The organism is Kitasatospora sp. NPDC058243 (genome assembly GCF_042882025.1).
Lineage (GTDB): Bacteria > Actinomycetota > Actinomycetes > Streptomycetales > Streptomycetaceae > Kitasatospora.
Genome location: NZ_JBHVWW010000093.1, coordinates 318 through 25,003 on the forward strand (window position 1 = coordinate 318; position 24,686 = coordinate 25,003).

Here is a 24,686-nt window from a genome sequence, read left to right on the forward strand (position 1 = left end):
GTCTTGTGAGCTGCTGGCTCCCGCATAGCGCGGAGACGGTTATGTTCTTCGTCCGCCGCCCCCCCCCTCCCCCCCCCCGATCCTGTTCCCCCACCCGCACGAGGCGGGCGGAACCCTCAGCAGATACGCGGGAGTTGCTCCCCCATCGGCAGGTCGATGACGCGGGTGCCGCCGAAGGGGGTGCGGCAGACGACCATGCCGGGGTGGTCCGCCACGCACTCGCCGATCACTGCCGAGCGCGCGCCCAGCGGGTGCGCCCGCATCGCGGCGAGGACGGCGTCGGCGTGCTCGCGCGGGACGAAGGCGACCAGCTTGCCCTCGTTGGCGACGTAGAACGGGTCGAGACCGAGGATGGCACAGGCGTTGGCGACCTGCGCGGGCACGGGGACGGCGCGCTCGTTCACCACGACGCCCACCCGGGCGGCCTCGGCGATCTCGCCGAGCGCCGCCGCGAGGCCGCCCCGGGTGGGGTCGCGCAGGACGTGCAGGTCGGGTGTGACGGCCAGCATCGCGGCCACCAGTGAGCCGAGGGCCGCGCAGTCGCTCTCGATCTCGACGCCGAATTCCAGACCCTCGCGCACGCTCATGATGGCCACGCCGTGCAGGCCGATCTCACCGCTGACGATCACCACGTCGCCGGGGGCGGCACGCTGCGGCCGGATGTCGACTCCGGCGGGGACCAGGCCGATGCCGGCGGTGTTCAGGTACACGCCGTCGCCGTGCCCGGCCTCGACGACCTTGGTGTCGCCGGTGACCACCTCCACCCCGGCGGCCCGGGCGGCGGCGCCCAGCGCCTGGGCGACGTGCGCGACCACGGCCGTCTCCACGCCCTCCTCCAGGATGAAGCCGCAGGACAGATAGGCCGGCTGGGCCCCGCTCATGGCCAGGTCGTTGACGGTGCCGTTGACCGCGAGGTCGCCGATGCTGCCGCCGGGGAAGAAGAGCGGCCGCACGACGTAGGAATCGGTGGAGAAGGCGAGTCTGGCACCGCCGAGCTCGACGACCGCCGAGTCCGCGAGCCCGGCGAGCACCGGCCCGCCGAAGGCCGGGGCGAACAGGTTCGCCACCAGTTCGGCCGACAGCACCCCGCCTCCGCCGTGCCCCATCACCACCCGGGGGTGGTCGCGCAGCGGCAGTGGACAGCTCCATCCGAGGAGGTCCGGGGCGCCGCCGGCGCCGGTCTGGGTCTGGGCCTGGGTCTGGGTCTGGGTCTGGGTCTCAGCCAACGGGGCTCGCCTCCCGGGCCATGCCCGGCGCGTCGAGCCGCCGGTAGAGGTAGTAGGCGGCGCAGGCGCCCTCGCTGGAGACCATGGTGGCGCCGAGCGGGGTGCGCGGGGTGCAGGCGGTGCCGAAGGCCTCGCACTGGTGCGGCTTGAGCAGCCCCTGGAGGACTTCCCCGCTGCGGCACTGCGCGGGTTCGACGGTGGTGATCCGCGCGACGTCGAAGCGGTGCTCGGCGTCGTGGTCGCGGTAGCGCGGGGAGAGCCGCCAGCCGCTGTCCGGGATGACGCCGATGCCGCGCCAGGCCCGGTCGGTCACTTCGAAGACGTCCTCCAGCATGGCCCGGGCCGCCGGGTTGCCCTCCGGGCGCACGGCCCGCGCGTAGGCGTTGTCGACGGTGTGCTCGCCGCGCTCCAACTGCCGTACGGTGCGCCGGATTCCCTCCAGGATGTCCAGCGGTTCGAAGCCGGTGACGACGATCGGCACCCGGTGGCGTTCGGCGAGCGCGGGGTATTCGTCGGTGCCCATCACGCTGCACACGTGTCCGGCGGCGAGGAAGCCCTGGACCCGGCACTGCGGCGAGTTCATGATGGCCTCGATGGCGGGTGGCACCCGTACGTGCGAGACCAGCATGCTGAAGTTGCCGATGCCCCGCTTCCTGGCCTGGTACACGGCCATGGCGTTGGGTGGTGCGGTCGTCTCGAAGCCGATGCCGAAGAAGACGACCTCCCGGTGCGGGTTCTCCTCGGCGATCCGCAGCGCGTCCAGCGGGGAGTACACCACCCGGACGTCGCCGCCCTCGCCGCGCACCCGGAAGAGGTCACGGCCGGTGCCGGGCACGCGCAGCATGTCGCCGAAGGAGCAGAAGATCACCTCGGGCCGGGCCGCGATCTCCAGCGCCTTGTCGATCACCTCCAGCGGGGTGACGCACACCGGGCAGCCCGGGCCGTGGATCAACTCGACCTCGGGCGGCAGCAGTTGGTCGATCCCGTGACGGATGATGCTGTGCGTCTGACCGCCGCACACCTCCATCAGCGCCCACGGCCGGGTGACCGTCGCCCTGATGTCGGCGAGCAGACCACCGGCCAGCTCGGGGTTCTGGAACTCCTCCAGGTATCTCACCGCTCCTCCTCCTGCCTCGCCGAGGACGCCGCAGTCGCCGCAGCCGCAGCCGCAGCCGCAGCCGCCTCCCAGGGGTCGCCGAACTCCTCCTGGAGCAGGCCGAGTTCCTCGAACAGCTGCAAGGTCCGGCGGGCCGATTCCTCGTCCAGCCGCTGCAGGGCGAACCCGACGTGGACGATGGCGTACTCGCCCACCTTCAGGTCCGGCAGGTATTCCAGGCACACGTCCTTGACGACCCCGCCGAAGTCGACGACCGCCATCCTGGTCCCGTCGCGTTCCGCGATCTCCAACACTCTTCCGGGTACCGCCAGGCACATTGCGGTCTCCCTCCTCTCTCCGGTTCCTCCGAACCTGCCGAACTCCGTACGTGCGGGGCGCTCAGTCGTCGGCCCGCGCCGCCACCATCAACTGGCCGAGCGCGAGCCCCGCGTCGTTGGGCGGCACCCGGCGGTGCCGCAGCACGGTGAACCCGTCCTCCGCCAGACCCCGCGCGCATGCCGAGGACAGCAGCGCGTTGGCGAAGACGCCGCCGCTCAGCGCGACCGTCCCGGTGCCGTGCCGCCGCCTGATATCGGCGCACACCGCCCGCACCAGCTCGGCCACCGCCGCATGGAACCGGGCGGCGATCAGTCCGGGCGGCGCCCCTGCTGCCAGGTCCGCCACCACCGCAGCCAGCACCGGCCCGGGTCGGGCGGTCATCATCCCGCCCTCGTCGACGAGTTGGAATGCGTAGCCCTCCCCCGGGCCGGCCACCGGCCCGTGCGCGAGGGCGGCCGCCTCCAGCTCGATCGCCGCCTGCGCCTCGTACCCGGCTTTCTGGCAGACCCCGGCCAGCGAGGACACGGCATCGAACAGCCGGCCCATGCTGGAGGTCGGCACGCAGTTCACCGATCGATCCAACTGCTGTGACAGCAGTCGGAGTTCGCCTTCAGGGCAGGAGCGCACCGGCGGCAGGCCGGCCGCCCACGGGAGCCCTGCCGCCCGCAGGTGGGCCAGCGCCATCCGGTACGGACGCACCACGGCCGCATCGCCCCCCGGCAGCGGAACGTAGTCGAGCCGGGCGAGACGCCGAAAGCCCCGGTAGTCGGCCAGCAGCGCCTCTCCGCCCCACACCGCGCCGTCCACTCCGTAACCGGTGCCGTCGAAGGCGATCCCGATCACGGGCCGGCTGCCGTCGAGGCCGTGCTCGGCCATCACCGAGGCGATGTGCGCGTGGTGGTGCTGGACGTCCCGCACCTCACGGCCCCGGGCCGACCTGCGCACGTGCCGGGCGGAGCGGTAGCCGGGGTGGCGGTCGACGACGAGCACCTCGGGCTGCACGCCGGTGACGGCCCCGAGGTGGTCCACCGCGCGGTCGAACGCCCGCAGGGTGGCGAGGTCGTCCATGTCGCCGAGGTGGCCGGACAGCCAGGCGTAGCCGTCCCGGGCCAGCGCGAAGGTGTTCTTGAGGTCGCCGCCCGCGGCCAGCGCGGGCCGCACCGGCACCGGCAGGGGCACCGGGAGCGGCACGTAGCCGCGCGAGCGACGTACCGGCAGCAGCTGCCCGTCCACCACCCGCACCACGGAGTCCTCGCAGGGCACGTGGATGGGGCGGTCGTGGGTGAGCCAGCCGTCGACCAGCGGGGCGAGGCGGGCGAGGGCCTCCCGGTCGTCCGTCACGATGGGCTCGCCGGAGAGGTTCGCGCTGGTCATGACCAGCAGTCCGGGGCCGGGAGGGGCGAGCAGGAGGTGGTGCAGCGGGGTGTACGGCAGCAGCACGCCGAGGTCGGGGCTGCGCGGAGCGGCGGCTTCCAGCTCGGCGATCCGGTGTGCCCCCCGGCGCAGCAGCACGATCGGCCGCACCGGGCCGGTGAGCAGTTCCTCCTCGACGGGCCCCAGCTCCACCGCCCCGGATGCCGCCAGTGCCCTGAGCTGTTCGAGGTCGCGGGCCATCAGGGCGAAGGGCTTGTCACCGCGCCGCTTGCGCCGGCGCAGCAGGGCGACGGTGTCCGCGTCGGTGGCGTCGCAGGCCAGGTGGTAGCCGCCGATGCCCTTGACGGCCAGGACCGCTCCGCAGGTGATCAGGCGCCGGGCCTCGGTGAGCGCCTGCTCGCCGTCGAGCACGGGGAGCCCGGGGACGGACAGGGTGAGGGTCGGGCCGCAGGTGTGGCAGGCGACGGGCTGGGCGTGGAAGCGCCGGTCGGCCGGGTCCGCGTACTCGCGGGCGCAGTCGGGGCACATCGCGAAGGCCGCCATCGTGGTGTTGGCCCGGTCGTACGGCAGGGCGGTGACGATGGTGTGCCGGGGCCCGCAGTTGGTGCAGCTGATGAACGGGTGCCGGTGGCGGCGGCCGGCGGGGTCGGCCAGTTCGGCGAGGCAGTCGGCGCAGGTGGCGGTGTCCGGGGGGATCTGGGTGCGGTGCGGTCCGTCGGCGCGGGAGGGTGTGATGACGAAGCCCGGTGTGCCGGTGACGGCCAGCGGCTGGTGGTCCACCGAGGCGACGTCGGCGAGCGGGGGCGCGTCGCTGGCGATGCGTCGGCAGAACGCGGTCACCGCCTCGCCGGTGCCCTCGATCTCGGCGAGTACGCCATCGCCGGTGTTGGTGACGCTGCCGGACAGGCCGAGTTCGGTGGCGAGGGTGAAGACGAACGGTCGGAATCCGACGCCTTGGACGAGTCCGCGCACGGCGACCCGGCGGCGCTGGAGCAGGGGCGGCTGCTGATCCGTGGTCACGACAGGTCCACGGCCGGGTGCGGGTGGTCGTGGGCCCCCGCGTGGGCGTGGTCGTGGTCGTGGCTGTGGTTGTGGTTGTTGCCGTGGTCGTGGCTGTGGTCGTTGCCGTGGGTGTGGTCGTGGTCGTGCGCGCCGGCCATCACCGGCCGGTGGACCTGCGCGCCGGCCAGCACCGCGAGCGCCCGGTCCAGCAGCGCCCCGGCGCCCTGCCCGGTGCGGGCCGAGGTGAAGACCACCTCCACCCCCGGGTTGACCCGCGCGACGCTCGCGAGGAAGGCGGCTTCGTCGAACTGTGCCGCGACGGCGAGGTCCGCCTTGGTGACCAGCACCAGGTTGGCCAGTCCGAAGGCGGTCGGGTACTTGAGCGGCTTGTCCTCTCCCTCGGTGACCGAGGCGAGGACGACCCGCAGCGACTCGCCGAGGTCGTAGGAGGCGGGGCAGACCAGGTTGCCGACGTTCTCGACGAACAGCAGCCGGGTGTCCGGCGGCAACCAGCCGGCCAGGTGCCCGCGCAGCATCGCCGTCTCCAGGTGGCACAGCCCGTCGGTGAGGACCTGCTTCACCGGCGCGCCCGAACGGGCCAGCCGGCGCGCGTCGTTCTCGGTGGCGAGGTCGGCGGTGAGGGCCGCGACGGGCACCTCGCGCTCCCGGGCCAGGCCGAGTTCGGCCTCCAGGAGCGCCGTCTTGCCGCTGCCCGGGCTGGACAGCAGGTTCACCACGACGGTGCCCCGGGCGGCCAGTTCCGCCCGCAGCCGCCGGGCGTCGTCGTCGTTGCGGGCGAGAACCGCCTGCCGGAGATCGACGGTGCGACACATCGGTTTCAGCCTCCTTGATCGGTCCGGGCGCCCGCCGGGGGCTCGGACCACTCGACGCCGAGGATCTGCAGCTCACGCCCGGCCAGCAGTTCGACCCTGGCACCGGCGCAGCGCGGGCAGCCCAGGTCGGGCGGCATGCCGACGCTCCACTCGACCCCGCAGGGCGTGCACTTCGCCCGTGCGGCGACGGCCTCGGTCTCCAGCACCGCACCTTCCAACAGCGTTCCGGCACAGGCCAGTTCGAAGCAGAAGTCGAGTGCCGACGGGACGACTCCGGCCAGTTCGCCGATCTGCAGCCGGACTCTGGCCACGGCGCTCTCCCCGTGTGCGCGGGCAGCCCGGTCCACCTGGTCGACGACGGCCGTCGCGATCGACATCTCGTGCATCTGTCTCGTTTCCCGCCGTTGGAGGCGCCCGGCTCCTTGGGGGCGCGGGCCCGGTGTCCGGGCCCCGTGAGCAACAGGCCCCGTGAGCAACAGGCCCCATTACAGGGTGCGGCGGCGGAAACGGCTCGAAGCCGCGCCGCCGCCGCACCCGTGACTACCTGTTCGCAGCACGCCGGTGGTGGCCCCCGCGCGTACTGCTCCGCTACCGCGTCCGCTCCTACATCCGCCGGATCCGCAGGTAGCGCCTCAGGTCGGGAAGGCTCTGCCAGATCAGCGCCGCGACTGCGGCCAGGACGGCCGCGGCGGCCGCGACGGCGAGGTTCTTCAGCATGGTGCCGCCTCTCTGTGGGTGGGTGCGTCCGTGGTGAGGACGCGCAGGATCACGGCGACCGCCTCGTCGACGGCGGCGGCCACCGGGGTGCTCAGTCCGATTCCCTCCTCCAGTGAGGCGGGTTCGCAGCCGACCACCAGGACCCGCTCGGGCGCGGTGCCGCCCGTTCCGGCGGCCAGGGTGGCGAGCAGGGCGAGCACGGCGTCCGGGCCCATCCGGTGGCCGTCCAGGACCATCGACTCCACCGGTCCGGCGTCCGCTTCGATCAGGTACACCGTCCCCGGCTCGCCGCCGCGCGCGGTGGCGTCGACGAGCACCAGCGTCCGGTAGCCGTCGAGGAGTTGGTAGGCCAGGTGGACGCCGCGCACGCCGACGTCGAGGAGCTCGACGCCGGCGGGAAGGTCCCGGGCGGCGAGGCGCCGGACGGTCTCGACCCCGAAGCCGTCGTCACCGAGGAAGATGTTGCCGACCCCGGCGACCAGGACCCGCCCGGTCCGGTCGGCGCTCACCGCTCTTCCACCAACGCGACCTCGTCCGGCTGGAAGTACCGGAAGCGGCCCTGCGCCCGCCACAGGTCGGCGCCCGGGTCGTCGTCCACGGTGACGGCCAGGTGCACCGAACCGTCGACGTCGTGCAGCACCGCCTCCACCAGCGCGGTGCGCCCGTGCAGGAACAGGTCCTGGGCGTCGGTGCGGCGGCGACCGGGCCGGAGCCGCACTCGGCTGCCGGCGGCGACCGGGCGGCCGTCGATCATCACCTGGTCCCGTCCGGGGTCGGTCTGCGGGTCGTTGCCCGGGTCCCACCAGGGCCGGTCCGCCCCGGCTTCGGGGTGGGTGATTTCGCGCAGCCCCCGGACGGCGCCGTGCAGCCGTTCCAGGATCTCGGGGGGCATCGAGTCGGCGAGGTCGATCACCGCGCCGGCCCGGTCGTCGGTGCCCCGGGCCTCGCGCTTCTCCCGCTCGGTCAGGGCCGCGGTGCGCAGCGCGAGGATCTCGTCGATCTCGGTGGCGTCGTAGAGCGCGCCGGGACTCTCGGGGGCGATGTGCGGGTGGTCCTCCAGGATGATCGGCGAGGAGAGCAGCACCTTGCCGCTGCCGGGCGGGCCTGCCAGTACGGGCCAGGTGTGCTCGTTGCGGCAGGCGCGCACCGCCTCGCCCGCCCACTCGGGCGGGTCGGTCGCCGAGAGGAAGGAGCCGCGGTCGAGGCCGAGCAGCAGGTGGGCCGAGACGAGGGCGTGTGCCAGTGCGGTCTCGCGTCGGGCGCCGGGAGTCGGATCCCAGTCGGAGGTGTTCTCCACCACGACGGTCAGCCGCTGCGCCCGGTAGGGGCCGGGTACGTCCTGGGCGGCGATCCGCAGGCGGCCCTGGACCCGTTCCCGGCGGCGCAGGAGCCGCCCGGCCAACGTGCCGTCCTCGACGAGCCGTTCCTCGTCCTCGGACGCGTCGAGTTCGAAGCTGCGGACGGCTTCACCGGCCGCCAATTCCTCGACTGGGATGAGGAGTTCGATCCGTTCCTCGACCCCTTCGTCCCAGGGGACGAGCACCCGGTCGGCGAGCTCCAGCTCATCGACGGTCCGGAATCCGCCCTGTCTGCCTGCTTCTTGGACCGTCCGCCGTTGGAGGCGCAGGAAGCGCAGTTCGACGGCCAGCTGGTCGCCCTGGCGCGCTTCCATCACGCATTCGGTGCGCTGGTGGGAGTGCTCACCGCTGTCGGCGCCGTAGCGCGGCGGGGTCAGGACGCCGAACTGCCAGCGCAGCCGGTTCTTGGCCGCTGACGCCCGGTAGGGGTAGAGCACGTAGCCCTCGAACAGGACTGCGTCGGCGATCTGCCGGGCGTGGGCGAACCTGTTCTCGCTCTCGTGGGCGGGCGCGGTCACCGCTCCCCCTTCGCGGTCTGGGCCGCCGTGACGGCCTGGGGTGGCTTCGCGGCCTGGGTCGTCTCTGCGGCCTGGGTCGGCTTCACGGTCTGGGACGGCTTTGCGGTCCGGGCCGTGCCGAGCAGTTCGCGCACGGTGGCCTCCCAGGACGGCAGGGCGCGCCGGGAGCGGTAGGCGAGCAGTTCGGCCATCAGGTCGGCGGGCAGCCGGAGCCAGCCGCAGCCCGGGAAGTGCGCGTCGATCGCCTCCCGCCAGACCTTGACCGGCATCCGCACGGCGGCTTCCTGGTCCCAGGCCACCGGGGTGACCTGGAAGCCGCCGGGGCCGGCGAAGGCGGTGCCCGAGAAGAGCAGCAGCAGCGGCACGTCCCCGTCGTCCAGTGCCGCGAGGTAGCGGGCGGCGGAGACGTCCATGTCGTAGGTGCAGGGCACCACCAGGTCGGTCTCGGTCTCGCCGGTGAACGCGCCGACCAGCAGCGGGACCTGGGCGAACTGGACCGGGTGGAGGGTGCCGGCCCAGCGTGAGCGCTCGCCGAACAGGTCGGTCAGCCGCCCGCCCTCGGCGTCGCCGTAGCGGCGCCGGGCCGGTTCGATCCGCAGCTGGCAGCGCAGCGCCAGCGCGTGCACCCGCACCTCGGCGGGGGCGGTGATGCGCAGCCGGAAGACCAGGGCGGGCCCGGCGGCGTAGGGATCGGCCCGCACTCCGGTGCAGGCGAAGGAGATCGAGGTCACCGGGCGCCGCCTTCGGGGAGGACGCGGGACCGGGCGGCCAGGCGGTCGAAGAAGGCGGTCTGTTCGGCGCGTGCCTCGGCCCCGCCGTCGAAGCCCTTCCAGCAGCGCCGCAGTCGGCCGACGAGTTCGTAGCAGACGTCGACCGGCACCAGGTAGCACTGGATGCCGTCGGTGTCGCGCCGCAGCAGCAGCGCCTCCACGTCCGGCCGCAGTGCGGCGTACAGGCGGCTGCCGCCGAGCGCGGCCTGCCAGGCGGCCTCGTCGGGTTCGGCCTCGGTCGCGCCGCCCGGTCCTGGGTAGAGCAGGACGGACCGCTGCAGTCGTGTGGTGCGCAGCAGGAACGCGGTGGCGACGGGGATGCCGAGGGCGGCCCAGGCGTCCTCGCCGAGGGGGTGGGCCGGGTCGGTCAGGTAGCGGTCGGGGACGGCGTGGTAGCGGCCGTCGGCCGCGCCGGGCTGCTGGAACAGCAGGGCGCAGGCGGTGCAGGCGCAGGTGAGCGCCTGCTGGTCGGTGTCCGCCAGGTGGCGGTGCTCGGCGGGCAGGTGCCGGCCGCAGAACTCGCAGCGTTGCGGCTGCGGGGGTGCGGGCTCCCGCAGCCGGCGCAGCAGCGCGGTGCCGGGCCGGTCGAGCTGGCGGAAGGTCATCGCGGGCCCGCCGGGGGCCGAGCGCCGATCTGCAGCAGTTCTGCGGGGCGTTCGAGTTCGACCGCGGTGACCTCGGGCGCGTGGCAGGCCAGGGCGTTCTCGATGTCCTGTTCGCCGCACCCGCAGCCGCTGCGGGTGCGGCGCAGCCGGGCGGTGCCGGTGGCGGGGTCGAAGGCGGCCAGGTCGACCGGTTCGGGCAGGGTGGCGAGTGCGCGGGTGATGCGGGCGGTGACGTCCTCGGGGTGCAGGTCGTGCAGGACGAGCAGGCCGGCCAGCGACGGTTCGTCCAGCAGCCGGGCCAGCACGGCGGGCGGCAGGGCCTGGACGAGGCGGGCCAGGGCGTCGCCGTAGAGGGCCATCAGTTCGCGGACGAGGTGCTCGCCGGCCTCCTGGGCGTCGGCGCCGGCCAGTTGGTCCAGGGCCTCCTGGATGCGGGCCCCCGCCTGTTCCGGGGTCATGCGGTGAGTCCGCTCAGCCCGGTGGGCACGTGCATGGTCTGCACCGTCCTGCCGTCGCCCAGGTACATGTGGACGCCGCAGGGCAGACAGGGGTCGAAGCTGCGCACGGCGCGCATGATGTCGATGCCCTTGAAGGTCTCCGGGGGGTTCTCCTCGAAGATCGGGGTGTTCTGGACGGCGTCCTCGTAGGGGCCGGGGGTGCCGAAGCTGTCGCGGACGCTGGCGTTCCACGGGGTCGGCGGGTAGGGGTGGTAGTTGGCGATCTTGCCGTCCCGGATCACCATGTGGTGGGACAGCACGCCGCGTACGGCCTCGGTGAAGCCGCAGCCGATCGACTCGTCCGGCACCTCGAAGCGCTCCCAGGTCTGGCTGCGCCCGGCCCGGACCTCGTCGAGCGCCTTCTCGGCGAAGTGCAGGGCCGCGGCGGCCGCGTAGGCCTGGAAGTAGGTGCGGGCGCGGTTGCGTTCGATGGCGTTGCTCCACTGCGGGATCTTCCACTCGAAGGTGGTCTCCGGCTTGGTCATGGAGCGCGGCAGGTTGATCTGCACGCTGTGTCCGGTGGCCTTGATGTAGCCGATGTCGACCAGTCCGGACAGCGCGGTGGACCACAGGCGGGCGATCGGACCGCCGCCGGTGTCGAGGGCGAGGTAGTCCTTGCCGTCGAACCAGCGGGGGGACATCACCCAGCTGTACTTGTCGTCGAAGTCGCGTTTCTGCGGGGCGGGGATGGTGTGCTGGTTCCAGGGGTGGCGGGGGTCGACGGGGTTGCCCAGCGGGTCGTGGGTGACGAAGAGCTCCTTGCCCTGCCAGTCCTCGTAGTAGGAGCTGCCGAGCAGGATGCGGATGCCGAGGTTGATCTCGGTGAGGTCGTTGGTGACGAGCTTGCCGTCCACCACGATGCCCGGGGTGACGAACATCCGCCGGCCCCAGTCCGTCATGTTGCGGTAGGTGAAGTCGCAGTGGTCCGGGTCGTTGAGGCTGCCCCAGCAGCCGAGCATGACGCGGCGCCGGCCGACCTCCTCGTAGCCGGGCAGGGCCTCGTAGAAGAAGTCGAAGAGGTCGTCGTGCAGCGGCACGACCTTCTTCATGAACTCCACGTAGCGCATCAGCCGGGTCAGGTAGTCGGTGAACAGCTGGACGGTGGCCACCGTGCCGACGCCGCCGGGGTAGAGGGTGGAGGGGTGCACGTGGCGGCCCTCCATCAGGCAGAACATCTCCCGGGTGTAGCGGCTGACCTGGAGCGCCTCGCGGTAGAACTCGCCCTCGATGGGGTTCAGCGAGCGCATGATGTCGGCGATGGTGCGGTACCCGTGGTCGCCGGCGTGGGGTGCCTCGGTGCGTTCGGCCAGTTCCAGGACGCCGGGGTTGGTCTCGCGGACCATCTTCTCGCAGTAGTCGACCCCGACCAGGTTCTCCTGGAAGATGTTGTGGTCGAACATGTACTCGGCGGCCTCGCCGAGGTTGATGATCCACTCGCCGAGGTGCGGGGGCTTGACCCCGTAGGCCATGTTCTGCGCGTAGACCGAACAGGTGGCGTGGTTGTCGCCGCAGATGCCGCAGATCCGGCTGGTGATGAAGTGCGCGTCGCGCGGGTCCTTGCCGCGCATGAAGACGCTGTAGCCGCGGAAGACCGAGGAGGTGCTGTAGCACTCCGCGACCTTCTTCTGCTTGAAGTCGATCTTCGTGTGGATGCCCAGGCTGCCCACGATCCGGGTGATCGGGTCCCAGGACATCTCCACCAGACCGTTGCCGTCGCCGGCCGTCCTGGTCGTCGGTGCCATCGTCTGTCATGCCCTTCTGTCAGCGGGAGGAGGCTCTGCAACGGCCCGCCCGCCCCGGACGGGGCGGGCGGGCCGAAGGGGGAAAGGGGTCACCACGGCGGGCGGTAACCGGTGGTCAGGCGGCGCCCGGTGTGCCGCCACTTGGGCTCCTGGTCGACCGTCCGGCCCGTGATCGTGCGCAGGCGGCGGATCACCGCCCCGTACGCCGAGCTGGCGCCCGTGGAGACCCGGGAGCCGGGCGGCGGGTCCATGAACGGCATGAACTTGTCGGGGAAGCCCGGCATGGTGCAGGCGATGCAGATGCCGCCGACGTTGGGGCAGCCGCCGATGCCGTTGATCCAGCCGCGTTTGGCGACGTTGCACTTGACGACCGGGCCCCAGCAGCCGAGGCGCACCAGGCACTCGGGCGTGCCGTAGTCGGTGGCGAACTGGCCCTGTTCGTAGTACCCGCCGCGGTCGCAGCCCTCGTGCACGGTCGCGCCGAACAGCCAGGCCGGACGCAGCTTGTCGTCCAACGGGATCATCGGCGCGGAACCGGCCAGCTGGTACAGCAGGTAGGTCAGCGTCTCGGCGAAGTTGTCGGGCTGGATCGGGCAGCCCGGCACGCAGACGATCGGCAGGCCCGCCTTGGACTTCCAGTCCCAGCCCAGGTAGTCGGGCACCCCCATGGCACCGGTCGGGTTGCCGGCCATCGCGTGGATGCCGCCGTAGGTGGCACAGGTGCCGATGGCGACCACCGCGGTGGCCTTGGGGGTGAGGCGGTCCAGCCACTCACTGGTGGTGATCGGCTGGCCGGTGTCCGGGTCGTCGCCGAAGCCGCACCAGTAGCCCTCCTCCTTGATCGTCTCGTTCGGGATGGAACCCTCGACGACCAGGACGAAGGGGTCGAGCTCGCCGCGGTCCGCCTTGAAGAACCACTCCACGAAGTTGTCCGCGCCCTGGACCGGACCGCACTCGAAGTCGATCAGCGGCCAGTGGACGGCGACCTTCGGCAGGCCGGGGAGTGCGCCGGTGACGATCTCCTCGATGCTGGGCTGCATCGCCGCGGTCAGGGAGACCGAGTCCCCGTCGCAGCTCAGACCCGCATTGATCCAGAGAATGTGCACCACGGCGGCGTCGGCTGAAGTTGTTGCAACCGCACCCATGAGGATGCCTCCTCAAAAAAACGGGAGCCGGACAGATAGGCTCAAAAAATTCATAGCAGCAGTTCAGTCCGGCCGCCGGTCCAGAGAGCCGGGCGGGTCGCTCGAAGGGACGCAAGCCGGCGCACCCGTCCGGGTGGCCGTCAGCCGGACTCGGCTGGTCTCGAAGGGAGCCCGCACTGAACACCCCGCTCGCGGAGGGCCTAGCACTGGTACTGCTGCTGGCCGTACTGGCCTGCGCCGTCGTCCGGCCGTGGGGCTGGCCCGAGGCCGCCGTCGCGGTGCCCGCCGCCGCCCTGCTGGTCGCCACCGGCGCCATATCGCCCGCGCACGCGCTGGAGGAGGCCGAACGGCTGGGGCCGGTGGTCGGGTTCCTGGCCGCAGTGCTGGTGCTGGCGCAGCTGTGCGACGAGGAGGGACTGTTCCACGCCTGCGGGGCGTGGATGGCCCGGACCGCCGCGCGGCCCGGACGGCTGCTGGTGCAGGTGTTCGCCCTGTCCTCGGTGATCACCGCGGTGCTGAGCCTGGACGCGACGGTGGTGCTGCTGACCCCGGTGGTGTTCGCGACCGCCACCCGGCTCGGCGCCCGGCCGAAGCCGCACGTCTACGCCTGCGCGCACCTGTCGAACACCGCGTCGCTGCTGCTTCCGGTGTCCAACCTCACCAACCTGCTGGCGTTCGCGGCCAGCGGCCTGAGCTTCACCCGGTTCGCCGCGCTGATGGCCCTGCCGTGGCTGGTGGCGATCGGCGCCGAGTACGTGGTCTTCCGCCGGTTCTTCGCCGCCGACCTGGACAGCGCGGCCCCGCCGCCACCGGACGAGGTGGCCCCCGAGCTGCCGCTGTTCGCGCTCGTCGTCGTGGCCTGCACGCTCGGCGGGTTCGTCCTCACCTCCGCGCTGGGCGTCAATCCGGCGTGGGCGGCCGCGGCGGGAGCCCTCGTGCTGGCCGGCCGGGCGCTCGCCCGGCGCCGCATCACGCCGACGGCGGTCGTCCGGGCCGCGAACGTTCCGTTCCTCGCCTTCGTCGTCGCCCTCGCGATCGTCGTCCGCGCCGTCGTCGACAACGGCCTCGCCACCGCGCTCGGCCACGTGGTCCCCGCCGGCACCGGCCTGCCGTCCCTGCTCGCGGTCGCCGCGCTGGCCGCCGTCCTCGCGAACGTGATCAACAACCTGCCCGCCGTCCTGGTCCTGCTGCCGCTGACGGCGGCCTCCGGCCCGGGTGCGGTGCTGGCGATGCTGCTCGGCGTGAACATCGGCCCCAACCTCACCTACGCCGGCTCCCTGGCCACCCTGCTGTGGCGCAAGATCGTCCAGCAGCACGGCAGCACCGTCCGGCTGGGCGAGTTCACCCGCCTCGGCCTGCTCACCGTCCCGTCGGCGCTGGTGCTGTCCGTCCTGGCGTTGTGGGCCTCGTTGCTGGCCCTGGGAGGCTGACGGCGGGGCGCCCGTGGGGCGGGCGCCCCGGGGCGCGGGGGTGTCAGGAGATCATGAAGTCCCGGACCGGCAGGGGGCGGTTGACCACCCGGACGTCGCCGATCCAGCCGTGGAACACCTGGTTGAGCGCGCCGCCGTACTCGTAGCCGCCGAGCAGCCAGGGGTGGCCGAGGGTGCTGAGGCCCTCGGACGGTGTCGAGGGGTTGCGGACGACCTCGCAGCCGTTCACGTACATCCGGGTGAGCCGCTTGTTGTTGACGACCGCGACGTGCCACCAGGCGCCGAGCGGGAGTTCGTGGCCCCAGTTGGTGACGGGGCCGCTCAGGTTGGTCGGGTAGACGCACCACTGCAGTTCCCGCCCGCCGGACAGGCTGAGCGTGGCGACCGGCTCCTGCGGGTCGGTGTCGGGGCCGCTCTTCCCCGCCTCCCCGCTGGTGCCCCAGCGGCTGAGCAGCGCCGTCCAGGCGTTGCGGCCGGCGTCCCAGTCGGCCGGCAGCTTGAAGAACGCCTCGAAGGTGTAGCCCTGCTGGAAGGTGTCGGCGTTCATCGGGGCCTTGGCGACGGTCTGCAGGTACGCGCCCTGGACCGGCTTGCCCCGGCCCGCGAAGTAGAGGCTGCCGCGGCCGGGCTGGTCGGGGTGGGACTCGGTGGACCAGGTGAGCGTCCCGGCCGGGCTGCCCGGGGCGGTCTGGCTCACGAGGTCGTTGCCGTGGCCGCTCAGGTCCTTGACGACCTGGGAGTCGGCGACGGCGCTGCCGTCCGGCCGTCCGCCGTCGAAGCGCCAGTAGGCGACCGTTCCCGGGATCGTCAGCTGACGTGCGGGGCGGGCCGGGCGGGCCGGGACCGGGGCGAAGCCGGCGAACCGCCGCGCGAAGTCCACCTGCACCGAGAAGCTGTCCACCGGGCCGGTCAGCTCGATCTCCTCGCTGGCGAGGCGGTTGACCTTCTCGGCCGCCAGCTGCTGGATCCAGGGCGAGTACGTCCGCACGTCGATGGTGTTGCGGTCCAGGTCGAAGCGGTAGGCGCGGATCATCGCCGCGCCGCCGTAGTACCGGTTCTGGTAGTTGGTGATGTGGACGTGGACGTCGTGGCCGGCCTTGTTGGTCAGCGTGGTGCTGCCGGGCGGCCAGTAGTGGCCGTTCAGGGTGAGGAAGATCTGGTCGTTGCCGCTGATCAGCCTGTCCCAGAGGGCGTGCCCGTGGTCGGACAGCTGGGCGGCGCCGCCGTCGTCGGCGTAGGCGAGGTCGTGGGTGGTGAGGATGACCGGCACGGTCGGGTGCTGGGCGATCACCGAGTTCGCCCAGGCGAAGCCGCGGTCGGACAGCCGCCAGTCCAGCGAGAGCACCATCCAGTCCCGGCCGGCTCCCCGGAACAGGTGGTAGGTGTTGTAGCCGTCCGGGCTCGCGCCCTTGAAGGTCGCAGAGCGAGCGAACCGGGCCGGGTTGAAGGTGTCCAGGTACGCCGTCCGGCCCCGCTGGTCGTCGCCGCCCGAGCCGACGTCGTGGTTGCCGGCCAGGACGCTGTAGGCCGCGCCGTGGCGGTCGAGGAGGGTGAAGGCCTTGCCCGCGGCGGCGAACTCCTCGGCCTTGCCGTTCTGGGTGACGTCGCCCAGGTGCGCGAGGAAGACGAAGTTCTCGTCGCTGCCGTCCAGCACGTGGCGCAGCGAGGCCTCCAGCGGGGCGGGGTGGATCCGGTCGTCGTCGAAGAGGTACTGGGTGTCGGGCATCACCGCCAGGGAGAAGCGGGGACCGTCCGGGTCCGGATCCCAGGCGCCCCGGCCGTCGTCCGCGGCGGCGGGCGCGCCGAAGGCGTCGGCCGTCGCGTCGGTGGGCCCGTCCGCCGCTGCCGCCGTCGCCGTCGTTGTGGAGCCCGCCCCGAGGACCGCCAGCCCGGCGCCGACCAGCCCCGTCGCGCGCAGGAAGGCGCGGCGTCCGGCCGCCGCCGGCGCGTCGGAGTCGAACCCGACGGTCCGCGGGCAGCTCGACCCGTGGTCATCGTGGGGAAGGTCGTTCTGATGGTGGTTCATCGGGGCAGCTCCTCGGGCCGTACACGGTGATCGCGACGCTAGGGGCACGACGCGGACCGCTGACCGGACGGCCGGCCTCCGCACGGTGAACGCCCGGGGAACGTCCCCCGCAGGCTGCTGCCGCCCAACCGGCTTCCGCGGCCGGGTCGGTAGCCTGGTCGGCGGCCTGGTCAGTGGCCGCCCTTGGGCTCGGTGCAGCCGCCGTCCAGGTACATGCCGTGCGGGCGGATGTCGGGCCGGGCGGTCAGCAGGCCGCTGACGCAGAGAACGGCTTCGGGGATTTCGAGGTCGAAGCCGGGGGCGCCGGCGGAGGTGCGGACGTTGACCAGCTCGGCCGGGTAGCCGAGGCGTTGGAGGGCCGCGCGGAGGCCGGCTTCGTCGAGGACGGCCGACGCGCCGGCGGGCCGCAGGGCGTCCGCGATCCGTGCCGCGTGGGCCGCGCCGCGGCATTGGGCGTCGGCGAGGAGCCTGACGGTCTGTTTGTAGGCGTGGTTCTCCGCGTACTTGTCGGCCCAGGTACCGCCGTCGCCCGTGGGGGCGGCGGCCGGGGCGGACGGCGGTGTGGCGGCGACGCCCGCGCATTTCGCCGCGACCTGGGGGAAGAGCCGGTCGTGGCGGGCCAGGGCCTCGGCCCCGGCCTGACCGGGTTCTCGGGCCGGGGTGGTCGCGGTGGCGGGGGCGCTGCCGACCGGCGTACCGCCGGTCGCACTGCCCGGTGCGCTCACCGATCCGCAACCAGACAGTGCCACGACTGCCCCGGCCGCGGCCAGGCCTGCGGCCATCACGGTCCTCGCGCGCTTCATCGACCTTCTCCCCCTTGGCCATTGACCCTTGATCGCATCATTGTCGCGCACGAGGGCGGCGGCGGGCGGGTCAATCCGCGAACGGGCCGGTGTCTCCGAAGGCGAGGCGGGTGAAGTGCTCGGCGATGCGGTGATGGCCGGACTGGTCCGGGTGCAGGTCGTCGGGGAGCGGGTGGTCGTCGTGGTCGGTCTGGCCGTAGAGCGAACGGCCGTCCAGGTAGTGCAGGTTGAGGTCGCCGTCGGCGACGCGGGCGGCGACGATGCGGGCGAGTTCGGTCCGGATGACGGTGAGGGTGAGGCGGCCCGCCGCGGTCTCGGCCGGGTCGCCGGTGGCCCGGAAGCGCAGTGCCCCGGTGCTGAAGTCGGCGGCGAGGGGCCCCGGGGTGTCCTCCTGGATCGGGCAGAGGATCGAGGAGACGACGAGCAGCGGCGTGGCCGGGTGTCCTTCGCGGACGGTGTCGAGGAAGCCGTGCACCGCCGGGACGAAGGCGCGCAGGCGCATCACGTCGGCGTTGACGAGGTTGATGCCGATCTTCAGGCTGATCAGGTCGGCGGGGGTGTCGCGGATGGCGCGGGCGGTGAACGGGTCGAGCAGGGCGCTGCCGCCGAAGCCCAGGTTGACCAGGTCGACGCCGGCCGCGGCCGCCGTCAGGGCGGGCCAGGTGCCGGTCGGGTGGGTGGCGTTGGAGCCGTGGCTGATCGAGCTGCCGTGGTGCAGCCAGCGCCGGCGGGTGCCGTCCGGGGCCGGGGTGACGGGGGCGTCGGTGTCGAGGGCGAGGAGTTCGGTGGTCTCGGTGTGCGGGAGCCAGATCTCGACGGTCTTGTCCCGTGCGGGCAGACCGGTGAACCGGGCGGTGCCGGGCGGGCCATGGGTCAGCTCGACGCGGCCGGTGGCCAGGTCGATGGTGCGCAGGTTGCCGCCGGACACCGTGGTCTGCGCCGTCAGCCGCCCGTCGACGAGGAGGTCGTACATCCCGTCGGGCGGGGTGGGCACGCCCACGTAGGCCCGCTTGGTCGGGACGGTGTGCAGGTCGATCGCGGTGGCGCGGGTGCGGAAGGCCAGCCGGACGCCGCTGGGCTGGGACTCGGCGATCGCGAGCTGTTCGTCGGGGATCTGCCGGCGTGCCCGGGCGGGCAGGCGGTGCGGCAGCAGGCCGCGCCCGGTGTGCTCGACGTCGAGGTGGCCGTGCAGCAGGGCCTCGGTGACGGGGGTGGTGAAAGAGGTGTTCATCGCTGTTCCATCGCGTTCTGTGCGGGTCCTGCCCGTGCCGTGCACCTTCTGCCATCCGGCTATAGCCAGTATGGGATTGCCTAATGGGTTTAGGCAAATGGGATTGCAGCCTTGGATTCCCGGTCTTGGATTCCCAGGCCTTGGCCGTCGGCGGCGGCCGCGGCGTCAGCCCGCCAGGATGACCGTCTCCGCCGGGCCGGAGAAGCCGGCCTGCTGGGCCGGGGTGCCGGTCGCGGCGAGGCGGCGGTGCTCCTGCGGACTGACACCGCGGACGCGCTTGAAGGCCGCAGAGAGGGCGAAGGCGTTGCTGTAGCCGACCTTGCGGGCCGCGAAGGCGACGGTGCACTCGGGTTCGCGCAGCAGGTCGGCGGCCACGGCCAGCCGCCAGCCCGCCAGGTAGGCCATCGGCGGTTCGCCGACCAGGCCGGTGAAGCGGCGGGCCAGGCCCGCCCGCGACACCCCGACCCGCTGGGCGAGGTCGGCGACCGTCCAGGCGGTGGCCGGGTCGTCGTGCATCAGCCGCAGCACCGGCCCGACGACGGCGTCGTGCTGGGCGCGGTACCAGGCCGGGGCGCCGGAGTCGGGGGCGGCGAGCCAGGAGCGCAGCACGGAGACGACCAGCAGGTCCAGGATGCGGTCCAGGACCAGCTCCTGACCGGGCTCGTTGCGCCCTATCTCGGCGGCCAGCAGGTGCACCAGGGTGTCGTCGGCGCCGGTGCCGGCCGGGCGGACCAGCAGGGCGGGCAGGCAGCCGAGCAGGCGCTGGCCGATCTCGTGCTCGGCCTGGTAGGTGCCGGACAGGACCACCGAGGACGCCTGGTCCCCCTCCCGGCCCTGCCCCCAGGTCCGGACGCCGAGCGACATCACCTCGGAGACGTCCACCCCGCCGCGCGTGCAGACCTGCCCGGGGCCGACGATCACGTCCACGGGGGTGTCGGGGTCGTCCGCCACCGTGTACGGCTCCGGGCCGCGGACGATCGCCACGTCGCCGGGGTGCAGCAGCAGCGGCGTACCGCGCTCGGGCAGGATCCAGGCCTCGCCGCGGACCATCGTCACCACCGACAGCGGGGCCCGGTCCTCGATCCGCAGCGACCACGGCGGGGTGAGGATCGAGCGCAGCAGGAACGCACCGCGGGCCTTGGGGCCGTCGAGGAGTCCCGTCAGAGTGTCCATGGCCCCAAGTGTAGACGGCAAGACATCATTTGACGGTTCGTCATTTGAGAGGGTCTTGAGTGATCGAGGTGGCCCGGGCGGCCCGGATGCCGGATGATCGGCGCACGGGGGCACGAACCGATACGCAGATAGCAGATACGCAGAGACAGTGAGGGGCTACGAAGATGGAACTGGCACGCACACTCGCACTGGTGGCGGCCACCGTCACCTGTGGACTGACCGCCGGGTTGTTCTACGCCTTCGCGTGCTCGGTCATGCCCGCGCTCGCGCGGGTCGAGGACCGCACCTTCATCGAGGTCATGCAGCGCATCAACGTGGCCATCCTGAACGGCTGGTTCGTCCTCGGCTTCGTCGGCGCGCTCCTCACCACCGGCGCCGCCGTCGCCCTCCACCTGCCCTCCGACGGCCACCACGCGCTACCCGCCACCGTGGCCGCCCTGGTGCTCTACATCGCCGCGATCGGCGTCACCCGCTCCGTCAACATCCCGCTCAACGACGAACTCGCCGCCGGCGGCGAGCCCCGGCGCATCACCGACCCGGCCGCCGTCCGGGGGCGCTTCGAAGCCCGCTGGGTCCGCTTCAACGTGCTGCGCGCCCTGCTCTGCACCGCCGCCGTCGCCTGCCTCGCCTGGGCGCTGATCCTGCACGGCCAGGCCTGACCCCGCGCCCGGTCGGACCCCCGGATACGCCTTCGAACTCCCGCTTGCTTCGTGGGAGTTCGAAGGCGTGTCCGGGGGCTACGGCCTGTCCGGCGGATCTTGCCCTAGCCGCAGAGGGTCCCGAAGGTGTACCCGCGCGACTTGAGGGTGGAGAGGATCGTCGGAAGTGCGGCGACCGTCTGGCTGCGGTCTCCGCCGCCGTCGTGCAGCAGGATCACCGAGCCCGGGCGGACGTTCTTCAGCACCCGGGACTGGATGGCCGCCGTTCCCGGCCGGGACCAGTCGGTCGGGTCCACCGACCACAGCACGACCTGCTTGCCGAGCGCCGCCGCGCGCGAGCGCACCGCGCCGTTGACCGCACCGTAGGGCGGGCGCAGGCAGCTCGGGGTGCGGCCGGTCTGGGCGCGGATCGCCTTGTCCGTGTTCGCCACCTGGGCGTTGACGGCGGAGGCCGAGAGCCGGCGCAGGTCCGGGTGCGACCAGGAGTGGTTCTGCACGCTGTGGCCCGCCCGGGCGACCTGCCCGGTGAGCGCCGGGTGGGCGGCGACGTTCTGCCCGATCTCGAAGAACGTCGCGCGCACACCGTAGCGGGCGAGGATCCCGAGGATCCTCGGCGTGTAGGTGGGGCTGGGGCCGTCGTCGAAGGTGAGGTAGACGACCTTCCCGCCCTGGTAGGCCTTGGCGCCCGCCGCCTCGGCCGGTGCGGCCGGCACCGCGACCGCCGCTCCCGCCACCAGGGCGACGGCGAGTGCGCCGATCGCGGTCCGAATCCGCCCAACCGCCCTGCGCCTGCCGGAATGTACGGCCATGCCTGCCCCCTGCCCCTGGTGCCGGAACCGCCCTGTACCGACCAGTCTGCGCCGAAGGGCGCCGCCGCCGCGACCGGCCGGGGGTGAATTCGGCCAGCCGCCCGGCGGGTTGACCAGCCGCGGAGACAAGGCCGGGAGCAGGTCCGAGCACAGGTCCGGGCACGGCGACCGCCCCCGGTGGGGATCCACCAGGGGCGGCAACCCCGTTGCGGGGCCGGGCCGTTCAGCGCGAGGCGCGGCCGTGCAGGACCAGCGCCCGGGTCAGGGCCGCCAGGCCCCCCGTGCAGAGCAGCGTGCGGAGCATGTTGGTGGCCACCCAGGTGCCCTCGAACTTGGCGCGCACGCCCGCGAAGTCGGTGATCTGGGACGGGTCGCCGGCCTGCGCCAGCTGGTTGTTGAGCGGGATGTTGACGCCCATGGTGACCATCACGGCCACCACGTAGAGCACCGTCGCCCCGGCGGCCCACAGTGCCGCCTGCCGTCGCCCGGCCTTGTGCTGGAGCCAGGCCGCCACGCCCGTCGCCACGAAGGCGCCGACGAAGACCAGGCCGAACATGCCGTTCTCGATCGACTTGTTGATGTGCTGCATCGCCGTCACGTACGTCCGGTCGTCGCCCGCCGCGAGGCCCGGCATCACGGACACGTCGAAGGCGAAGAACAGGCCCGCCATCAGGCCCATCGCGATGGTGGCGCCCGCCAGGACGGGCCCGGCGGCCTTGCTCCGTGCGGCGGGGGCCGCCGAGGCGCCCGGCGCGAGGCCGCCGAAGGAGGATGGAGCGGAGTAGGAAGCTGGAGTCGCGGTCTGGTTCGAGCGCATCGGTAATCCTTCGATTTCTCCCCGGCCCCCGCCCAGCGCGGGGGCCACCACGGTGCCCGGGCACCGGCTTCCGTACCGCTCCCGGGTTCGACCCGGATGGACGGTCAGGAGGCCGGCGAGGCCCGGCACCGAAGATCAACGAAACTGACTGGCATGCGAGTTGTGCGGAGCGGCGGGCGGCTCACACGTCCCAGACCCCGGACGCGGCGGCCTCGCGGGCGAAGTCGGCGAAGTCGCGCGGCTCACGCCCCAGCGCCCGCCGCACCCCGTCCCCCAACGAGGCGTTACGACCGTCCAGGATCACCGAGAACAGCTCCGCGAAGTCCCCCGGCAGACCCGCCTCCTCCAACACCCCCCGGTACGCCGCCTCCGACACCGCCTCGAACCGCACCTCACGACCCGTCGCCCGCGACAACTCCACCGCCACCTCCGCGAACGACAGCAACCGCGGCCCCGTCAACTCGTACACCTCCCCCGCATGCCCCGCCCGCGTCAACGCCGCCACCGCCACCTCCGCGATGTCCTCCGCATCCACGAACGGCTCCACCGCGCCCCCCACCGGCAACGCCAACTCCCCCGCCAGCACCGGATCCAGGAAGAAACTCTCACTGAAGTTCTGGTTGAACCACGCGCACCGCACCACCGTCCACGCGGTCCCCGACTCCATCACCGCCTTCTCCCCCGCCTCCGCCGCCTCCTCACCACGCCCCGACAGCAGCACCAGCCGCCCCACACCACGCCGCGCCGCCAACCGGGCGAACGCCCCCACCGCCTCCACCGCCCCCGGAAACGCCAGATCCGGGTAGTACGTCAGATACGCCGCACTCACCCCCTCCAGCGCCGCCTCCCACGTCCCCTCGTCGTGCCAGTCGAACGCCACCGCCCCCGACCGCGACCCCACCCGCACCCCGTACCCCAACCCCGCCAACCGCTCCGCCACCCGCCGACCGGTCTTCCCCGTCCCACCCACCACCAGCACCACACCAGCACCGACCGGAAGATCCACAACACCCTTGGCAACCACAGCAGCCACCCCATTCGGAGAAGAAGTCGACGAAACCAGCGGACCCGGCCGGTTCTGCGAACCCTGCGCGTCCGTCCTCATGTCCACCAGTCAAATCCACTCCGGGCCGGCGAACCATAGCCTCCACACTCACATCCATGCGCGAGCGTCTACCGTCCCCCGGCGTGCCCCGCTCCAGGTCCTGTCCGGCCGGACAGGACCTGGAGCGGGTCTGCTTCGCCATCCACCAGAACACACCCAACCCGCCACGAACCACCCGCCTTGAGGCGGCCTCCAGTGGATCTCCAGCGCCCGCACAGCGCCCCCACACCCCCGCCCGGGCCGCCGCAAACGGAAGGGCGCGCGTCGGGTGGGGCGGGAGACGGACCCGGAGTACAGGCCGGACGCGCCACCCGGGTGGGCGGGGGTGGTCGGCACCGGGTGGGCCGTCGGCGGCTCAGGGCAGCAGCAGGCCCGGGACGAGGACCAGGCCGACCAGGCCCGCGACCAGGGTCGGCAGGCCGGTGACGCCCATCCACACCAGGTGGCCGGCGAGCCTGCCCGGGGTGTCCGCCGACAGGCGGCCGGGCACCACCAGGACCGTGCGGGGCCGCGCCACGTCCTGCACGTCGGCGGCGCTGCACTCGTGCCGCTGCGCCGTGCCGAGCTGGTCGGTCACCCGGTAGGTGTACCGGAGCGTGCGCCGGGTGCTGCGGGAGTGGCCGCGGACGTCGTGCACCCGGTACTCCCCGAGGTAGGAGCCGGTGAACTCCGCCGGGCGGAGCTCGCCCAGTGCCTGCTGCTGGCGCCAGTAGCGGAGCTGCCAGGGCAGGTTCGCCGCCCAGGCGGCGCTCACCCACCAGGCGGTGAAGCCGGCCCAGACGAACCCGGCCCGCACGGGGTGGCCGAGCAGGGCCAGGGCGACGGACTCGGTGAGGCAGCCGGCGAACAGGGCGAGGAGGGCGAGCTGCCAGCCGGCGGGCCGCAGCGGCCGGGGCCGCCGGAACGCTTCGACACGGATCCGCGTCGGGTCGGCCAGGGCCTCGGCGAGTCGTTTCAGCCGTTGCGCGTTGATGGCGTCGGCGAACGCCTGGGCCTTGGCGTCGGTCGTGCCCAGGCGGAACTCGGAGCGCTCGCCGCGCCCCGGCGGGTCGACCTCGACGCACAGGTCCCAGAGCACGCCCCGGCCGGGGACGGCGTGCACCCGGTGGATCCGGCCGTAGGGGATGTGGAAGGCCTCCGGTTCCTCCTGCCACACCAGCGCGGATCCGGTCATCCGCACCGAGCGCCGGCCGAACCAGGTGCGGAGCTCCCTCGGCGGTGCGAGTACTGCCTGCCCGGCCATCGCTGTTCTCGTGCTCCCCCGTGACGTGATCTCGGCCGCGTGATCATATAGCCGCGGCGGCCCCCCGAACGGCCGCGGGGGGGGGGGGGGGGGGGGAGGGGGGGGGGGGGGGGGTGGGGGAGGGGATCTCCCGCACCCACCCCACCACGGACTCGGCGCCCCCTCTAC

Annotated in this window: 24 protein-coding genes; 2 read left to right on the forward strand and 22 right to left on the reverse strand. The window is 73.0% G+C overall.

From position 1 onward, the window contains the following. Positions 1–116: 116 nt before the first annotated feature. The 14 genes from hypE to ACFVX9_RS36765 form a co-directional block, all read right to left on the reverse strand. Positions 117–1,136: a hydrogenase expression/formation protein HypE gene (hypE, locus tag ACFVX9_RS36700; protein WP_380345936.1), complete on the reverse strand. Its 1,020-nt coding sequence runs from the start codon at positions 1,134–1,136 to the stop codon at positions 117–119. 82 nt (positions 1,137–1,218) lie between these two features. Then, positions 1,219–2,343, reverse strand: a complete 1,125-nt coding sequence (hypD, locus tag ACFVX9_RS36705; RefSeq protein WP_387986223.1) for a hydrogenase formation protein HypD — start codon at positions 2,341–2,343, stop codon at positions 1,219–1,221. Next, entirely contained in the window at positions 2,340–2,660 is a 321-nt protein-coding gene (locus ACFVX9_RS36710; RefSeq protein WP_387986226.1) for a HypC/HybG/HupF family hydrogenase formation chaperone, read from the reverse strand. The genes hypD and ACFVX9_RS36710 overlap by 4 nt, the downstream gene beginning before the upstream one ends. A gap of 61 nt (positions 2,661–2,721) precedes the next feature. Continuing rightward, on the reverse strand, positions 2,722–5,055 hold the full coding sequence (gene hypF, locus ACFVX9_RS36715; RefSeq protein ID WP_387986229.1) for a carbamoyltransferase HypF: 2,334 nt from the start codon (positions 5,053–5,055) through the stop codon (positions 2,722–2,724). After that, positions 5,052–5,870, reverse strand: a complete 819-nt coding sequence (gene hypB / locus ACFVX9_RS36720) for a hydrogenase nickel incorporation protein HypB (RefSeq protein ID WP_387986232.1) — start codon at positions 5,868–5,870, stop codon at positions 5,052–5,054. The genes hypF and hypB overlap by 4 nt, the downstream gene beginning before the upstream one ends. 5 nt (positions 5,871–5,875) lie before the next feature. Continuing rightward, positions 5,876–6,256 (reverse strand): hydrogenase maturation nickel metallochaperone HypA, encoded by a 381-nt coding sequence (gene hypA / locus ACFVX9_RS36725; protein ID WP_063350769.1) that lies wholly within the window; start codon positions 6,254–6,256, stop codon positions 5,876–5,878. Positions 6,257–6,473: 217 nt separating this feature from the next. Further along, positions 6,474–6,587 carry a DUF6893 family small protein gene (locus ACFVX9_RS36730; protein WP_380377863.1) on the reverse strand — a complete coding sequence of 38 codons (114 nt, stop codon included), beginning with the start codon at positions 6,585–6,587 and terminating at the stop codon, positions 6,474–6,476. Then, a complete protein-coding gene (locus ACFVX9_RS36735) occupies positions 6,581–7,096 on the reverse strand; it encodes a hydrogenase maturation protease (protein WP_380377865.1) in 516 nt (171 codons plus the stop codon). Before ACFVX9_RS36735 ends, ACFVX9_RS36730 begins: the two co-directional genes overlap by 7 nt. Continuing rightward, positions 7,093–8,463 carry a hypothetical protein gene (locus ACFVX9_RS36740; RefSeq protein WP_387986237.1) on the reverse strand — a complete coding sequence of 457 codons (1,371 nt, stop codon included), beginning with the start codon at positions 8,461–8,463 and terminating at the stop codon, positions 7,093–7,095. The genes ACFVX9_RS36735 and ACFVX9_RS36740 overlap by 4 nt, the downstream gene beginning before the upstream one ends. Further along, on the reverse strand, positions 8,460–9,194 hold the full coding sequence (locus tag ACFVX9_RS36745) for a DUF6084 family protein (protein ID WP_387986239.1): 735 nt from the start codon (positions 9,192–9,194) through the stop codon (positions 8,460–8,462). Before ACFVX9_RS36745 ends, ACFVX9_RS36740 begins: the two co-directional genes overlap by 4 nt. Beyond that, on the reverse strand, positions 9,191–9,838 hold the full coding sequence (locus ACFVX9_RS36750; protein WP_063350766.1) for a DUF5947 family protein: 648 nt from the start codon (positions 9,836–9,838) through the stop codon (positions 9,191–9,193). Before ACFVX9_RS36750 ends, ACFVX9_RS36745 begins: the two co-directional genes overlap by 4 nt. Beyond that, complete coding sequence (locus ACFVX9_RS36755) at positions 9,835–10,296, reverse strand: thioredoxin (RefSeq protein WP_387986242.1); 462 nt, start codon at positions 10,294–10,296, stop codon at positions 9,835–9,837. The genes ACFVX9_RS36750 and ACFVX9_RS36755 overlap by 4 nt, the downstream gene beginning before the upstream one ends. Further along, positions 10,293–12,077: a nickel-dependent hydrogenase large subunit gene (locus tag ACFVX9_RS36760; protein ID WP_063350764.1), complete on the reverse strand. Its 1,785-nt coding sequence runs from the start codon at positions 12,075–12,077 to the stop codon at positions 10,293–10,295. The genes ACFVX9_RS36755 and ACFVX9_RS36760 overlap by 4 nt, the downstream gene beginning before the upstream one ends. An 89-nt stretch (positions 12,078–12,166) precedes the next feature. Continuing rightward, the gene (locus ACFVX9_RS36765) at positions 12,167–13,222 is read right to left on the reverse strand and encodes a hydrogenase expression protein HypE (RefSeq protein WP_363378097.1); all 1,056 of its coding nucleotides are present in this window, start codon (positions 13,220–13,222) and stop codon (positions 12,167–12,169) included. Positions 13,223–13,398: 176 nt separating this feature from the next. Here ACFVX9_RS36765 and ACFVX9_RS36770 point away from each other — a divergent pair, with 176 nt between their 5' ends. Next, entirely contained in the window at positions 13,399–14,652 is a 1,254-nt protein-coding gene (locus ACFVX9_RS36770; protein ID WP_380480966.1) for an SLC13 family permease, read from the forward strand. A gap of 43 nt (positions 14,653–14,695) precedes the next feature. Here ACFVX9_RS36770 and ACFVX9_RS36775 read toward each other — a convergent pair whose 3' ends face one another. The 4 genes from ACFVX9_RS36775 to ACFVX9_RS36790 all read right to left on the reverse strand — a co-directional run bounded on the left by ACFVX9_RS36775 (position 14,696) and on the right by ACFVX9_RS36790 (position 19,885). Further along, positions 14,696–16,678, reverse strand: a complete 1,983-nt coding sequence (locus ACFVX9_RS36775) for a LamG-like jellyroll fold domain-containing protein (RefSeq protein ID WP_380377875.1) — start codon at positions 16,676–16,678, stop codon at positions 14,696–14,698. 170 nt (positions 16,679–16,848) lie between these two features. After that, the gene (locus ACFVX9_RS36780) at positions 16,849–17,481 is read right to left on the reverse strand and encodes a hypothetical protein (RefSeq protein WP_387986246.1); all 633 of its coding nucleotides are present in this window, start codon (positions 17,479–17,481) and stop codon (positions 16,849–16,851) included. A 70-nt stretch (positions 17,482–17,551) separates the two neighbouring features. After that, a complete protein-coding gene (locus ACFVX9_RS36785) occupies positions 17,552–18,712 on the reverse strand; it encodes an SGNH/GDSL hydrolase family protein (protein WP_380480841.1) in 1,161 nt (386 codons plus the stop codon). A 165-nt stretch (positions 18,713–18,877) separates the two neighbouring features. Next, on the reverse strand, positions 18,878–19,885 hold the full coding sequence (locus ACFVX9_RS36790) for an AraC family transcriptional regulator (RefSeq protein WP_380377881.1): 1,008 nt from the start codon (positions 19,883–19,885) through the stop codon (positions 18,878–18,880). 164 nt (positions 19,886–20,049) lie between these two features. On the opposite strand from ACFVX9_RS36790, the gene ACFVX9_RS36795 reads away from it, so the two are divergent. Continuing rightward, positions 20,050–20,544 carry a DUF1772 domain-containing protein gene (locus ACFVX9_RS36795; protein WP_063350758.1) on the forward strand — a complete coding sequence of 165 codons (495 nt, stop codon included), beginning with the start codon at positions 20,050–20,052 and terminating at the stop codon, positions 20,542–20,544. 104 nt (positions 20,545–20,648) lie between these two features. Here ACFVX9_RS36795 and ACFVX9_RS36800 read toward each other — a convergent pair whose 3' ends face one another. The 4 genes from ACFVX9_RS36800 to ACFVX9_RS36815 all read right to left on the reverse strand — a co-directional run bounded on the left by ACFVX9_RS36800 (position 20,649) and on the right by ACFVX9_RS36815 (position 24,518). Beyond that, the gene (locus ACFVX9_RS36800; protein ID WP_380480839.1) at positions 20,649–21,353 is read right to left on the reverse strand and encodes a polysaccharide deacetylase family protein; all 705 of its coding nucleotides are present in this window, start codon (positions 21,351–21,353) and stop codon (positions 20,649–20,651) included. 223 nt (positions 21,354–21,576) lie between these two features. After that, positions 21,577–22,170: a DUF1772 domain-containing protein gene (locus ACFVX9_RS36805; RefSeq protein WP_380480837.1), complete on the reverse strand. Its 594-nt coding sequence runs from the start codon at positions 22,168–22,170 to the stop codon at positions 21,577–21,579. 181 nt (positions 22,171–22,351) lie between these two features. Next, positions 22,352–23,275 (reverse strand): NmrA family transcriptional regulator, encoded by a 924-nt coding sequence (locus tag ACFVX9_RS36810; RefSeq protein ID WP_387986250.1) that lies wholly within the window; start codon positions 23,273–23,275, stop codon positions 22,352–22,354. A 355-nt stretch (positions 23,276–23,630) separates the two neighbouring features. Next, positions 23,631–24,518, reverse strand: a complete 888-nt coding sequence (locus ACFVX9_RS36815) for a hypothetical protein (protein ID WP_380480833.1) — start codon at positions 24,516–24,518, stop codon at positions 23,631–23,633. Positions 24,519–24,686 lie beyond the last annotated feature (168 nt).

Excerpts from the sequence above, each read along its gene's own strand:
- ACFVX9_RS36730 (WP_380377863.1), bottom strand. The coding sequence starts at position 6,587 with ATGCTGAAGAACCTCGCCGTCGCGGCCGCCGCGGCCGTCCTGGCCGCA.
- ACFVX9_RS36775 (WP_380377875.1), bottom strand. The coding sequence starts at position 16,678 with ATGAACCACCATCAGAACGACCTTCCCCACGATGACCACGGGTCGAGC.
- ACFVX9_RS36790 (WP_380377881.1), bottom strand. The coding sequence starts at position 19,885 with ATGGACACTCTGACGGGACTCCTCGACGGCCCCAAGGCCCGCGGTGCG.
- hypA (WP_063350769.1), bottom strand. The coding sequence starts at position 6,256 with ATGCACGAGATGTCGATCGCGACGGCCGTCGTCGACCAGGTGGACCGG.
- ACFVX9_RS36780 (WP_387986246.1), bottom strand. The coding sequence starts at position 17,481 with ATGAAGCGCGCGAGGACCGTGATGGCCGCAGGCCTGGCCGCGGCCGGG.
- ACFVX9_RS36815 (WP_380480833.1), bottom strand. The coding sequence starts at position 24,518 with ATGGCCGGGCAGGCAGTACTCGCACCGCCGAGGGAGCTCCGCACCTGG.
- ACFVX9_RS36755 (WP_387986242.1), bottom strand. The coding sequence starts at position 10,296 with ATGACCCCGGAACAGGCGGGGGCCCGCATCCAGGAGGCCCTGGACCAA.
- ACFVX9_RS36800 (WP_380480839.1), bottom strand. The coding sequence starts at position 21,353 with ATGGCCGTACATTCCGGCAGGCGCAGGGCGGTTGGGCGGATTCGGACC.
- ACFVX9_RS36760 (WP_063350764.1), bottom strand. The coding sequence starts at position 12,077 with ATGGCACCGACGACCAGGACGGCCGGCGACGGCAACGGTCTGGTGGAG.
- ACFVX9_RS36710 (WP_387986226.1), bottom strand. The coding sequence starts at position 2,660 with ATGTGCCTGGCGGTACCCGGAAGAGTGTTGGAGATCGCGGAACGCGAC.
- ACFVX9_RS36765 (WP_363378097.1), bottom strand. The coding sequence starts at position 13,222 with ATGGGTGCGGTTGCAACAACTTCAGCCGACGCCGCCGTGGTGCACATT.
- ACFVX9_RS36805 (WP_380480837.1), bottom strand. The coding sequence starts at position 22,170 with ATGCGCTCGAACCAGACCGCGACTCCAGCTTCCTACTCCGCTCCATCC.
- hypB (WP_387986232.1), bottom strand. The coding sequence starts at position 5,870 with ATGTGTCGCACCGTCGATCTCCGGCAGGCGGTTCTCGCCCGCAACGAC.
- ACFVX9_RS36810 (WP_387986250.1), bottom strand. The coding sequence starts at position 23,275 with ATGAGGACGGACGCGCAGGGTTCGCAGAACCGGCCGGGTCCGCTGGTT.
- ACFVX9_RS36795 (WP_063350758.1), top strand. The coding sequence starts at position 20,050 with ATGGAACTGGCACGCACACTCGCACTGGTGGCGGCCACCGTCACCTGT.
- ACFVX9_RS36750 (WP_063350766.1), bottom strand. The coding sequence starts at position 9,838 with ATGACCTTCCGCCAGCTCGACCGGCCCGGCACCGCGCTGCTGCGCCGG.
- ACFVX9_RS36785 (WP_380480841.1), bottom strand. The coding sequence starts at position 18,712 with ATGAACACCTCTTTCACCACCCCCGTCACCGAGGCCCTGCTGCACGGC.